The 12,018-nt window shown below is 61.6% G+C and carries 10 protein-coding genes and 3 pseudogenes; 3 read left to right on the top strand and 10 right to left on the bottom strand.

Annotated elements, in window-relative coordinates:
* The 8 genes and pseudogenes from AC04SH_RS33895 to AC04SH_RS33860 all read right to left on the bottom strand — a co-directional run.
* Window positions 1-269 (bottom strand): annotated as a pseudogene (locus tag AC04SH_RS33895) (amidohydrolase family protein); the annotation flags it as partial.
* Window positions 270-633: 364 nt separating this feature from the next.
* Entirely contained in the window at window positions 634-858 is a 225-nt protein-coding gene (locus AC04SH_RS33890; RefSeq protein WP_477345204.1) for a YjiS-like domain-containing protein, read from the bottom strand.
* A 96-nt stretch (window positions 859-954) separates the two neighbouring features.
* Window positions 955-1,113 (bottom strand): annotated as a pseudogene (locus AC04SH_RS33885) (FAD-dependent monooxygenase); the annotation flags it as partial.
* 349 nt (window positions 1,114-1,462) lie between these two features.
* Entirely contained in the window at window positions 1,463-2,095 is a 633-nt protein-coding gene (locus AC04SH_RS33880; protein ID WP_488577996.1) for a class I SAM-dependent methyltransferase, read from the bottom strand.
* Window positions 2,096-2,169: 74 nt separating this feature from the next.
* Window positions 2,170-2,616 (bottom strand): nuclear transport factor 2 family protein, encoded by a 447-nt coding sequence (locus AC04SH_RS33875; RefSeq protein ID WP_488577995.1) that lies wholly within the window; start codon window positions 2,614-2,616, stop codon window positions 2,170-2,172.
* A gap of 84 nt (window positions 2,617-2,700) precedes the next feature.
* The gene (locus AC04SH_RS33870) at window positions 2,701-3,300 is read right to left on the bottom strand and encodes an NADPH-dependent F420 reductase (protein ID WP_488577994.1); all 600 of its coding nucleotides are present in this window, start codon (window positions 3,298-3,300) and stop codon (window positions 2,701-2,703) included.
* A 31-nt stretch (window positions 3,301-3,331) separates the two neighbouring features.
* Window positions 3,332-4,084 (bottom strand): SDR family NAD(P)-dependent oxidoreductase, encoded by a 753-nt coding sequence (locus tag AC04SH_RS33865; RefSeq protein WP_488577993.1) that lies wholly within the window; start codon window positions 4,082-4,084, stop codon window positions 3,332-3,334.
* A gap of 49 nt (window positions 4,085-4,133) precedes the next feature.
* On the bottom strand, window positions 4,134-4,868 hold the full coding sequence (locus tag AC04SH_RS33860; RefSeq protein WP_488577992.1) for an SDR family NAD(P)-dependent oxidoreductase: 735 nt from the start codon (window positions 4,866-4,868) through the stop codon (window positions 4,134-4,136).
* A 229-nt stretch (window positions 4,869-5,097) separates the two neighbouring features.
* Between AC04SH_RS33860 and AC04SH_RS33855 the strand changes: the two genes are divergently transcribed.
* Entirely contained in the window at window positions 5,098-6,021 is a 924-nt protein-coding gene (locus AC04SH_RS33855) for a LysR family transcriptional regulator (RefSeq protein ID WP_488577991.1), read from the top strand.
* A 91-nt stretch (window positions 6,022-6,112) separates the two neighbouring features.
* On the opposite strand, the gene AC04SH_RS33850 is transcribed toward AC04SH_RS33855, so the two are convergent.
* Window positions 6,113-7,144, bottom strand: coding sequence for a GlxA family transcriptional regulator (locus AC04SH_RS33850; RefSeq protein ID WP_488577990.1), 1,032 nt, complete (start codon window positions 7,142-7,144; stop codon window positions 6,113-6,115).
* A 94-nt stretch (window positions 7,145-7,238) separates the two neighbouring features.
* On the opposite strand from AC04SH_RS33850, the gene AC04SH_RS33845 reads away from it, so the two are divergent.
* Both AC04SH_RS33845 and AC04SH_RS33840 read left to right on the top strand, forming a co-directional pair.
* Window positions 7,239-8,645, top strand: coding sequence for an FAD-binding oxidoreductase (locus tag AC04SH_RS33845; protein ID WP_488577989.1), 1,407 nt, complete (start codon window positions 7,239-7,241; stop codon window positions 8,643-8,645).
* Window positions 8,646-9,019: 374 nt separating this feature from the next.
* Window positions 9,020-10,744 carry an adenylate/guanylate cyclase domain-containing protein gene (locus AC04SH_RS33840; protein ID WP_488577988.1) on the top strand — a complete coding sequence of 575 codons (1,725 nt, stop codon included), beginning with the start codon at window positions 9,020-9,022 and terminating at the stop codon, window positions 10,742-10,744.
* Window positions 10,745-11,110: 366 nt separating this feature from the next.
* Here the strand turns inward: AC04SH_RS33840 and AC04SH_RS33835 are convergent.
* Window positions 11,111-11,203, bottom strand: a pseudogene (locus tag AC04SH_RS33835) (helix-turn-helix domain-containing protein); the annotation flags it as partial.
* Between the last annotated feature and the right edge of the window lie 815 nt (window positions 11,204-12,018).

The raw sequence follows: 12,018 nt of genomic DNA, 5'->3' as shown, positions 1-12,018 counted from the left end.
GCGCATTGTTTGGGATCGGCGAGTGGCACCCAGCCTACGACGCCAACGATGAAGTCGACATTATTGCCGATGTCGAGATAGTCTTCGGTCTCGTCGATATCGTTGTGCAACTGGACGAGGATGGTCTTGTCTATGCCGCACTCAACCAGCGACGGACGGAGGTCTTCGGGTGTGAAGTCGCGATCGAGCCTATCTCCTACCGCCGGCGGGAACGACAGCGGATAGCGGACGCGGTCCTGAAAGTGCAAGTGAGAATCGATAACGTGCATGAGACTGCTCCGCACACCGGATCTGTCGTTGTCCTACGACTTGCTGGCGGTCATAGCAGAAAAGATAACACCTGGCGTCACTATCTGCCCTTATGCAGCGCGGTTCAAGCGGTTGCCGAGTTGCTCAAGGACGTGGCGTGCCAGTTCGACATCGATGTCGGCAGTCACCGAAGCCAACTCGCTTCGCATTGACAAGGCGATCCAGCGCCTCAGGTGATTGCGGTTCTGCTCTTGCGATACAGATCGGAACGGAGTGAGGACAACGGAAGCGCCAGCGCAGGAACCGGCTCTTCGCCGCCCCAGATCCGGGTACTATGGCAGACTTGTCCGAGGCGGTTGGACGTTCAAGTCTTTGACCAATGCCCTAAGCCTGCCTGCCCAACCTGCGCTCGCGGGCGACAATTGCCAGGTACACTGTCGGATCCTGGTCATTTGGCTGCGCGAGGGCGTTGGCAATGTCGCAGGTGTTCAGGCCGATGTCCTGAAGCTCGCGTGTGCTCATCGACGCGAGGAAAGCGAGCTGCCTTCGTTGTGCCCAAAAGCGCGGTAGCCACAGAGCGGCAGCAGCGGTTCCGTGTAGAAGCGCCAAAATGCGACGGACGGTACGGCTCGCCTTGCGTCCCGCCGCCGCCCTGTGGGGGATTCAATAGTGACCATGGCGTTCTCTCCTATTCAGCCGCCTTTCGGTTTCAGTCAGGCATCGGGCCAGCATTGCTGCGTCCTCGATCGCCATGCCTGCACCCTGCGCCATATGAGGCTTCATCGGATGGCAGACGTCGCCCAGCAGGACGAGACGACCGCGGCTCCACAAAGGTAGCGGATCGCGATTGAAGAACGCCCATTTGACAGAGTCCACTCGGTTCAGCGCACTGGTGGCCGGGAGGGTTGGGGTTTTGGTTGGCCGATCCTAAGTCACGCGGCTCGTCCAAGCGTTTAATGACGACTCATGGCACAAAGCAGCGTGTGACCTCTGCAACAGCCATGTCCAGTTTTGACGAATGGACGGGACTGTAGGAATGAGTGCCATAGGCGCATTGCGGCCCGGCAGCCTTTGGGCCGGAAGCGGACGATCCGGTTCTAACCGACGTCTGCGGTAAGCCGTCGTTCGGAAACCAACCCACAATCGGTCGTCGCCCTTGTCAAAGGCGTCTCCCGCACGAGTGCCGACCTCATCGTTGGCGACTAGCTCAGTGTCAGATCTTCACAAACCGATAGGCGAAGCGATCGGTCTGGCCCTTGATCGAGGGATCGAACACCTTGATCGAATGCTGATCGTCCTTGTTCGCGAGCATGGTGCTTTCCGCGTCCAGTACGAAGCCGGCGGCCTCGACCTCCTCGCGGACGGACGCGGGGTCGATCCGATGCAGCGCCTGAGTATCGCTCGTGCCCGACCCAGCGGCGGCGGCGTGGTCGACGATGACGTAGGACCCACCGGGCTTCAGCCGCTCGTAGACGGCTCGATTGAAGTCGGCCGCCGTCGCACCCCCCTTCTGGATTAGGGCGGTGTGGAGATCGTGGTAGAACAGGTGCAGCCACAGCACATCCGCTGGCTGCGTGGCCTGCGGCATCGCGACGAGGTCCGCCGAGACGGCATCGACGTTCTCTCGGCCCGGCTCCTTCGCAAGCGTCCGCATGCTTCCGACCGGATCGTTCTTGAAGTGGGCGACTTCGGCAGGCACGAAACTGTAGACCCGACCTTCGGGGCCTACGACGTCGGAGAACAGGCGCGTCCAATCGCCGTCGCCTGGGTAGACGTCAATGACAGTGGAGCCCGCATCTACACGTGCGAACCGGATCAACTCGGATACCTTGGATTGGTCGTACATCGGAATCTCCTTTGCGGTTGGGCATTAGACGAACGCGTGGCGTACAATGGGGCGATTTTCGGCTGATCTACCGTCTACCCCGAACCGATGGCCGAAGATGGCCAGCGCTGTGCCGGCCCGGCCGCGCCCACCTGCGCGGCGCGCGCCAGTGCTTGTGTGTCGACGTATTCCCGGATGTTGGTCAGTCTGCCGTCCCGGACGGTGATGGCGAAGATCCAGTGGTCCTCGAACGTCTTGTTCGTGGCTTTGATCTTCCCCCTCGCGAAGCCGACGACCAGCACCCGGTCCCCCTGCGCTACGAATTCCCGGGGTTCGGTGGACGTTTCTATCGACTTGGATGCCGTCTCGAGCAAATCCGCCAGCCCGGCGTGTCCGTGGCGCGTTCCGGCCAGCGGCCAGTCCTCGCCCGGAATGATCCACTCGATGTCTTCGGTGACCAGCGCCAGCAGAGCACCCCTGTCGCCGCGGCCGATCGCGGCGAAGAAGTCCTTCACTGTCTGGATGTTCTTCTCAATTCTCATGGGAATTTCTCCATTTCGCATGGATCGCATCGTGCTCGATCCGATCCATGCATCGTGGCCCCGCCGGTGGGCACGTCGTGTTCATCAGTCGAACTTGACCAGGTCTTTGAAGATCAGATGACCCCAGCTATTTCCGCGCGCCTGGACGAGCAGCCCACCATCCGACAGCCCGCCAAGTTTGATCGGCGCAAAACCGAGATTTTGCGCGAGCGCACCAACCTCCGCCGCGGCAGCGTCATCGTCGCTCGCCAGGAACACGACTCTCCTGCCACCATGCACGGCCGGATCTTGGTCGAGGGTGGCAGCGATCAAATGGTTGAAGCCCTTGACCAGTCTTGCACCCGAGAAAGCCTGCGCGATGAACTTGGAAGAAGGCTGTCCTCCCAGTTCCTCAGAGGGCACGCCGTAAGCATTGGTCACATCGACGATGGTCTTCCCCTGCCAGGTGGGCAGCGCCTTCGCGACATCCGGGTGCGACTCGAAACGAACAGCCAAAAAGATGATGTCCGCCTTGACCGCGTCCGCCAGCTTTTTGGGAATGATCGTCGGTCCGATCGCTGCCGCCTCCGACGCAAAGCTTTCCGGGTCGCGCGTGGTCGCAACGGATACTTCGATGCCGCTGCGGGCAAACGCCTTGGCGAGGGCCTTGCCGATATTGCCGAAGCCGATAATTGCGTAGCTCATGATGTTTCCCTGATCTTGTGTAATGCCGAAGTCAGACCTGCGCCCAACCACCATCGACGGCGAGATCTATACCGGTGATGTAGGAGCTTTCATCGGAGGCGAGGAACGTGACAGCAGCCGCGATTTCCTCTGGTTTGCCCCTGCGACCCATTGGGATCTGTGACGCAAACTGCGCGACCGCTTGCTCGGCTTGCTCAGCGGTAAGGCCGGTCGTTGTCGCCAAGGCGGGAGTCTCGATGGCGCCAGGGCTCATCGTATTGACGCGGATATTGCGGTCCTTCAGCTCCTGGGTCCAAGACCGCGAGAAGCTGCGAACAGCCGCCTTGCTTGCTGCGTAGGTGCTGAACGCTGGCAGCCCCATCACATTCGAGACCGAAGAGTTCAGAATGATCGATCCGCCGTCTCTAAAGATGGGAAGCGCCTTCTGCACCGTAAAGAACAACCCCTTCACGTTTACATCGAAGGTCTGGTCAAAATGGGCCTCAGTAGCTGCCGCGAGCGGCGCGATTGTCCCGCCGCCCGCGTTTGCGAAGAGAATGTCGATGTGACCATGTTTCTCTTTCACGGTGGCGTAGAGCCGGTCCAGATCTTCCAGGCGCGAGACGTCGCCTACGACTGTTGTGACGTTTCTCCCGATAAGGGCCGCGGCCTCCTGTAAGACTTTCTCGCGTCGCCCAACGATCACGACCTGCGCACCTTCTTCCACGAAGCGCTTGGCGGTGGCCAACCCGATCCCGCTGCTTCCGCCCGTGATGACTGCGATTTTACCTTCAAGTTTTTTCATGATGTTCTATCCTTCGTTGTGTTGCCCAGACGCGGGATCGCGACGCGGGTCAGAGTTGCGCTAGGCCGCCGTCGACGGCGACCTCGCTGGCGGTCATGAAGCTGCTGTCCGACGACGCGAGGAAGGCAGCCACCGCCGCGATCTCGGCGGGATCGGCCATGCGCTGGAGCGGGGTCATCGCGCCGTAGGCCTTCTGGCCCTCCTCACCCAGCGCTTCCTTCGCGAGTTCGGTCGCCGTTGCCCCGGGCGACAACACGTTTACGCGGATGCCGGTGCCCTTCAGGTCCTCCGCCCAGGTCCGCGCGAGGTTGCGCACTGCCGCCTTGCTCGCGCTATAGGCAGTGAACCCCGGAGCGCCCGTGGTGCCGGCGCTCGACCCGGTCAGGATGATCGAACCGCCCTTGCCCATCAGCGGCAGCGCCTTCTGGACCGTGAAGATCGTACCCTTCACATTGGTGTCGAAGGTTTCGTCAATGTGCTCGGCGGTGATCTGGCCGAGCGCAAGCGGGCTTCCCGCCCCGGCATTGGCGAAGACGATGTCGAGGCTTCCGCGCTCTGCCTTCACCGCCGCGCAGAGCCGGTCGAGGTCGGCCTCATTCGAGACCGAGCCCTTGACCGCGCGGGCATTGGGCCCGAGGTCCGCCACAGCGGCGTCGAGCGCTTCCTGCCGGCGGCCGAAGATGAAGACGAAGGCGCCATCCTCGATGAAGCGCTTCGCCGCGGCGCGGCCGATGCCGGTGGCGCCGCCTGTGATGACGGCGGTCTTTCCATTCAATCTGGTCATGTCGTGCAGACTCCTTGTTCGCCGTCTCAAGTCTCTGGTTGCTCGAGCGGCCCCCGAGACGCTGAAGATGGGTCCGCCGGAGTGAGGCGTTCAGTGCGCAAGCGCGCACATCGGTGGTGCGAAATCGATCCGGCTGGGCGACTGATGTGAGCGTGACAGTCGCCATACCTATGGCCGATGTGCTAGATATGGGCTTTGGAAGGCGCACCGCGCGGTGCCGGATTGCACCATGATCGACTGGGATGACGTTCGCTACTTTCTTGCCGTCGCGCGCGGAGGCTCGGTGCGGGCCGCCGCCAAACGCCTCGATGTGAACCACGCGACCGTTCTGCGACGCATCGCCCAACTCGAGGACCGCCTGGGGGCGCAGATGTTCGAAAAGCTGCCTTCGGGCTATCGCCTGACGGCTGCGGGGGAGGAAGTCCTCGAGCTCGCGGAACAGATGGAAGTGTCGTCGCACCAGCTGGAGACGCGCGTCTTCGGTCGCGATCAGAGCGTGCGCGGGCTTCTACGAGTAACGTTGGCTCCGACTCTCGCGACATACCTGCTCATGCCGGACTTCGCCGATTTCGCGCGTCTGCATCCGGACATCGAGATGGAAATCTTGTCGTCCGGCGAACTGGCAAATCTGACCAACCGAGAGGCCGACGTCGCGATCCGCGTCGTTTACGACCGCAAAACCCTGCCGCTCAATCTTCATGGCCTGAAGGGACCGGAGCTGTTCGGCGGCGTCTACATGTCCCGCGATCGACTGGCCGCGTGGCGTGCGGGCGCGCCGGATCCCATCCGGTGGATCGTCATAAGCCTTCATGGAATTCCGGATTGGGCCAGCGAGGGAGAGGTTCGCACCACGGAGGTTCCATTCCGGACCACGGACGGCGAGGCGCAGATCGCTGCTGTACGGCAAGGGCTCGGGATGACGACACTGCCGTGTTTCATTGGCGATGCCGACCCCCTGCTGGTGAGGGTGCCGGGTACCGATCTGCACATGTACGGAACGGTTTGGCTTCTCACACAGGGGGAGACACGCAAGACGAAGCGCGTGCGGCTCTTCACCGAGTTCGTATCCCGCAGGCTCGTCGCGTACGCGCCGCTTCTCGGAGGGCTCTCCATATCGCGCGAGGCGACGGTGCAGCCGTCGCCGGCCAGATGACCAATGGCGGGTTTTAGGAGCAAAGAAGCTTTGGCACGAATGACCTAATGGAGGCGCAGAGCGGAATATCGGCATCGCGTCCCGAAGAGACTCAATCGCGGCTCAGCGCTCGCCGGAGTGCACCGAAGCGAATGCGATACTGTGCCGGCGTCAACCCGACCTTGCGGCGGAAGAGACGCCCGAAAAAACTCGCATCCTCGTAGCCAACTTCATTCGCCACCGCTTCGACCGGGAGACCGCCCGTCTCCAGCATCTGCTTGGCCTGCTCGAGCCGGAGCGCGTGGATGTAGTCGATCGCCTTCATGTCCGTAGCCCTCGCGAAACGGCGCACGAAGGAGCGCTCGGACAGGCCTGACAACTTGGTCATGGCTGCGACGGGCGACGGCGTCTGGTAGTTGAGTTCCGCCCATCTCTGGCACCGGTTGATCACCGCGTCGCTGGTCTGGCGAAAGCGCATCAGCGCGGCGAAGGGCTGCTGGCCCATGTCGTGCCACTGCAGCATGTAGACCTTGGCGACCTCCATCGCTTCCTTGAGGCCGACAAAGCGCGCGATGAGATAGAGGGCGAGGTCCTGCCAGCTCGAGCCGCCCCCCGCCATGACCACCCGTTGCGCCTCGCCGCTCAGCACAAGCGACTGGTCCGGCCTCACCTTCACGCCGGGGTAGTTGTTCGTGAGCGTCTCGACATAGCCCCAGTGAATGGTGGCCTCGCGATTGTCGAGGAGGCCGGCCTCGCCGAGCAGCACCGCGCCCGAGCATGCACTGGCCAGCATCGCGCCGTCGTCATGCGCGCGCTTCAGCCAGAGGGCCTCGGCATCATACTGCCCGGCGACGCTTTCGCCTGGATTGACGAAGAAATCGGGGATGCAGACGATGTCGGGGCGGGGGCAATCGGAAAGCGCGTGGTCCGGGCGCACCCAGATGCCGTTTGCCGCGCGAAACGGGCTGCCGTCCCCGGCAACCACATAGGGCCGCATGCGCGGCGTGCCCGCGGCTCCGCTGGTGATGAACAGGAAATCCCTGCCGGGCGAGGAAAACAAGTCGAACATGCCGTAGATCGTGGAGGCGGTAGCCTCCGGAGCGGCAAGGATCGCCACATTCAATGGTCTGGTCTGTTCAATCATGGCAGAAATGACCGCCTTCCAGCACTTTCGACTTTAGCGGCCGAGCCCGCGCCGCGCTAGCATGCGTGCGTGCGTGAAACGAGGAGACCACCACATGGCCACCGCCGCCACCCTTGCACCATCGAGCATCGAAAGCTTCCGTTCAACGATGCGCGGCGAGGTGCTGGAGCCGTCGAGCCCGTCCTACGATGCGACGCGGGCCGTCTGGAACGGCATGATCGACCGCCGTCCCGCCCTCATCGCGCGCTGCCGGAATGCTGCCAATGTCGTGGCGTCGGTGAATTTCGGGCGCGAGCAGCGGTTGGCGATCGCGATCCGCTCGGGCGGCCACAATGTTGCAGGCTACGCCGTCTGCGACGGCGGGCTGATGATCGACATGTCGCTGATGAAGGGCGTGCGGGTCGCGCCCGGCCTCGACCGTGCCTTCGTCGAGGGCGGCGCCACCTGGGCCGATGTCGATGCGGCCACCACCCCGCTTGGCCGCGCCACGCCGGGCGGTCTCATCTCGGCGACGGGCGTTGCGGGCCTGACGCTTTCTGGCGGCATCGGCTGGCTGCGCGGCAGCCACGGTCTCAGCGTCGACAATCTGCTGGCCGCCGATCTGGTGACCGCCGATGGCCGCCTCATCCATGCCGACGCGACGCAGAACCCGGATCTTTTCTGGGCGCTGCGCGGCGGCGGCGGCAATTTCGGCGTGGTGACGAGCTTCGAGTTCAAGCTGCACCCGATCGAACCGGAGCTGATGTTGTGCGGACCGGCCTATCCCGAAGAGCGCGCCAACGAGATCATTCCGCTCTGGCGCGACTTCATGCAGACAGCACCCGACCGCTTGAGCGGCCTGGCCGAGTTCTCTACCCTGCCCGACGATCCCTCGATTCCCGAGCATGCAAGGGGCCGGCGCGTCTTGGCGCTCGCGCACGTCTATGACGGACCGGCCGACGAGGGCGAGCGCGTCGTTGCTCCGCTGCGCAGCTTTGGCGAACCGCTCGTCGATTTCAGCGGTCGCATGCCGTATCGCACCATCCAGTCGCTCTATGACGGCCTGTTCCCGAAAGGTCGCGACCGCTGCTACTGGAAATCCACCTACCTCTCGCGCCTCGACGACGACGTCATCGGGGAGATTACCGCGCGGATGGCGAAGCGCCCCTCCGAAATGACCTTCGCCTCGATCTGGAAGTTCGGCGGTTTCGTCCAGCGCGTTACAGCCGATGAGACTGCCTTCGGCGACCGTTCAATGCCGTTCATGCTGAGCATTGATGCGATCTGGCCAGGCGCTGACGAGGACGATGCGAACATCGGCTGGGTTCGCAGCTTCTGGCAGGACATGCAGCGCTACTCGACCGGCCGCCTCTATCTAAACTTCCCCGGCCATGGCGAAGGAGCGGATCTCGTGCGCGACGCCTTGGGAGTCGAGGCCTATGCGAGGCTCGCCAAGATCAAGCACAGATACGATCCGGACAATCTGTTCCGCCTCAACCAGAACATTCTGCCAATGCACTGACGCACAATCCAAATCGGGGTACGGCGGCGACTCTCGTTTCGGCCGTGGTGGCTTTGATCGCGCTGAGTCGCGAGCGACGACCAGCGTGGTCGCCGCGATGTCCGCTTTCAATCAGTGGCAAATCTGTCGGCAACGACCGAGATGAGGCGCGAAGCTGACTTTCGCGAAGGTCAACATCTGGCCCTACGCGGGCGTTAACGCGCCTAACCGCAGCGCAGCCGCTGCAGCGCGAGCGACGCTCTGATCATGTCGCATAGTTAGCGGGGCACTCCTGGCAACTGCGAGCTTGGAGGGTTCGCGAAATAGGCACTGGACGAAGCCCCTCCGAGTCGTCAACGTTTGGTCGGACAAATACCTCGGTTCTCGGAGCTGAGATGACCAATTCTGCCGACCAGAAGGTTGAAAGGCGTCTTGCAGCGATTCTCGCAGCGGACGTGGTCGGCTACTCGAGTCTGATGGGCAGGGACGATGAGGGCACCCTCGCTAGGATAAAAAGTCTTCGGCACGATCTGATCGAACCAAAGGTGGCCGAGCATCGGGGACGTGTGTTCAAGACGACCGGCGACGGGCTCCTGGCCGAGTTTTCGAGCCCCGTGGAGGCGGTCCGATGCGCTGTAGAGCTCCAAGGTTCCCTCACCGCGGACCCATCGCAGATGCTTCAGCTTCGAATCGGCATCAATCTCGGCGATGTCATGATCGAGCCAGACGGAGACATCTACGGAGACGGCGTGAACGTAGCGGCGCGTCTCGAGCAATTGGCGGATCCGGGCGGCATTTGCATTGCTGATGCGGTGCAGAAACAGTTGGCTGGCAAGACTGACTTCGCCTTTGAAGATACCGGCGAGCGCACGCTGAAGAACATCGCCCAGCCGGTGCGCGTGTGGCGCTGGTCCAAGGAACCGGCGCTGGCCGCCGCCGGCGCGCCACTACACCTCCCCGACAGGCCATCCATCGCAGTGCTTCCCTTCGACAATCTGAGCGGTCAGCCGGAAGAGACCTACTTCAGCGACGGGATCACCGAAGACATCGTCACCGGGCTGGCTCACTTCCGCTCGCTGTTCGTGATCGCCCGCAACTCCTCCTTCGCCTTTCGCGGCAAGTCGGTCGAGATGGCAGAAATCGGTCGTAGGCTTGGTGTGTCCTATCTTCTCGAAGGCAGTGTGCGGCGGGCCGGGGCACGCGTACGGGTCACCGCCCAGCTAATTGAGGCGGCAACCGGGGCGCATCTTTGGGCCGAACGCTACGACCGCAGTCTCGACGACATCTTCACGGTGCAGGACGAAGTTGCGCAGACCATTGTGTCGACGCTGGTCGGGCGAATTGAGGATGCGAGACTTCAGCAATCGCTCCGAAAGCCGACGACCAGCCTTGTCGCCTACGACTGTTTCCTGCGCGGCATGGCCCACTTTAACACTGCCAATCAGCAAGCCCTCGAGATGTTCGAGAAGGCGGTTGCCCTCGATCCCAGGTATGCCGTGGCGCATTCTTATCGTGCATTCGTGAAGGTGGCACAGAACGGTCACGCCGCAGCGCCGACCGAGGTGCTGGATGCGGCGTTCACCGAGGCAAGGCACGCGCTCGAACTTGACCCCCTGGAGAGCCGCTGCCACCGAATACTGTCGACCATTTGTCTCTACCGTCGTGAGTACGACATGGCCGAACAATATCTCCGGCGGGCATTCGACCTGAACCCCAATGATGCAGACGGACTGATCATGAAGGGCCGCTTGCTGGCCTTTCGTGGCAGGTCGGAAGAAGCACTGGTTTGCTTGGAAGCTGCCGGTCGCCTGAACCCATTACACTTTCGCTGGTACGATGTTCACTTCGGCGTCGCCCTTTATTCGCTTCGGCGCTTTGCAGAGGCCGCTAAGGCGTTCAAACAAATGCACCTGCCAAGCTCGTGGTCGAGTGCACGGCTGGCGGCCTGCTACGCCCAGCTCGAACGGACCGAAGCGGCACAGGCAGCAGTGGCGGAGGTCCTGAGGTTGCAGCCCGATTTCTCGACAGCCGAGTACATGCGCAAGAGCGTCCTCCTTGAACGCGCCGAGGACCGAGAGCTTCTCGGCGACGGGCTCATCAAGGCCGGATTGCCTGCATGAGTGCGCGGTCAGGGGTCGAAGGAAGGTCCGCTTTGGGACAATTCCGGACATAATGCCGTCTAAGCCAAACGTCGGCGACCTGATCTGAACGGCCGATACGCGGCGCGAAGCGGTCACTAGAAGGTGGCCACGTTCGGCAAGCGCCGCTGCCGTTCCCACGCGACGGGAAAGGCAAGGTATCGAGGCGCTTGTTTGTCGGCGACGGCCAATCCGTGTATTACCAGGTCGCGCGCGAGCAAGGGCTGCAATCTGCGATTTCACGTGCTCCATATCGGATAACTGGTTGCGCATGTGCTGCACTAGAAGTTCGCCGGCGCTGGACAATCGCACGCCGTGAGGCAGTCGCTCGAAAATCGCAACGCCCAGTTCGGCCTCCATCGCCAATATATGCCGGTTGAGCGCTGTCGAGGTTATGGTGAGCAATTCCGCGGCGGCGCGGATCGAACCGGTCTTGGCCATCACGTCGATATAGTGAGCGGAGTTCAGGTAACGCATCGGCAGCCTCCGGCATCACCGCTGCAATTCTTGCAGCAGGCTGAACAAAACATAGCACAAGACAGCAGCACCGTCATCGATATAACTAAACCTGTCGATACATGGGTGAAGAAGCATCTTCAGACGACATCGATTGCCTGAAAATAACGAAAGAGTAAATGGTGTATTAATTTCATTTTCTTCAGTAAATTCATCGGCTGGAGGAGCACCAATGCGCTACATATCAATCTCAACCTTAGCTTCTATCGTCATTATTGTCTTTGTAAATGTACCCTCGGTTGCAACCGAACAATGCGGCAACATAACGGCGGCATCGGATCTATCGGATTATACTCATCAATGCAGTGTGACTTCCAAGAATAACATCGATGAAAGTTCCATAGCAGACGCCGGCGAGGATAAAAGCTGCGGTTCGGATTGTGCGCAAGTCTACAGTATGTGTAAGACTAGCAGGGGTAGAGACTGTCGCCAAGAATACAAAACCTGCTCTTGGGAATGCGTCTTTGGGGCAACAACGATTCGCTAGAGCAGTTTTGCCGCCGCAAAATGACCGCAGCTGATAAAACATGCCGTCAGTATAATAGCATATTTTATCAGCACGAGCGGCCCACCAGCCGATCCGGTTTCCACCTCGGACGTCGAAAGGCGTCAACGCGGATCGAAATTTGGCGCGCCTAAAGCGTAGATGCGTTGGGCCGTTGCTCCCATAATGGCATGCCGATCCGTTTCCGAAAGGCCGGCAACCAAGGCCTCAATTCCACGCCAGGCATCGGACGCGC

Source organism: Mesorhizobium sp. CNPSo 4688 (genome assembly GCF_057784295.1).
The sequence above is the reverse complement of the archived record's forward strand: the minus strand, read 5'-3'. Positions and strand labels throughout refer to the sequence as shown.

Coding starts and splice junctions, on each gene's coding strand:
- AC04SH_RS33880 (WP_488577996.1), bottom strand. CDS start 2,095: ATGTACGACCAATCCAAGGTATCCGAGTTGATCCGGTTCGCACGTGTA.
- AC04SH_RS33875 (WP_488577995.1), bottom strand. CDS start 2,616: ATGAGAATTGAGAAGAACATCCAGACAGTGAAGGACTTCTTCGCCGCG.
- AC04SH_RS33870 (WP_488577994.1), bottom strand. CDS start 3,300: ATGAGCTACGCAATTATCGGCTTCGGCAATATCGGCAAGGCCCTCGCC.
- AC04SH_RS33865 (WP_488577993.1), bottom strand. CDS start 4,084: ATGAAAAAACTTGAAGGTAAAATCGCAGTCATCACGGGCGGAAGCAGC.
- AC04SH_RS33860 (WP_488577992.1), bottom strand. CDS start 4,868: ATGACCAGATTGAATGGAAAGACCGCCGTCATCACAGGCGGCGCCACC.
- AC04SH_RS33855 (WP_488577991.1), top strand. CDS start 5,098: ATGATCGACTGGGATGACGTTCGCTACTTTCTTGCCGTCGCGCGCGGA.
- AC04SH_RS33850 (WP_488577990.1), bottom strand. CDS start 7,144: ATGATTGAACAGACCAGACCATTGAATGTGGCGATCCTTGCCGCTCCG.
- AC04SH_RS33845 (WP_488577989.1), top strand. CDS start 7,239: ATGGCCACCGCCGCCACCCTTGCACCATCGAGCATCGAAAGCTTCCGT.
- AC04SH_RS33840 (WP_488577988.1), top strand. CDS start 9,020: ATGACCAATTCTGCCGACCAGAAGGTTGAAAGGCGTCTTGCAGCGATT.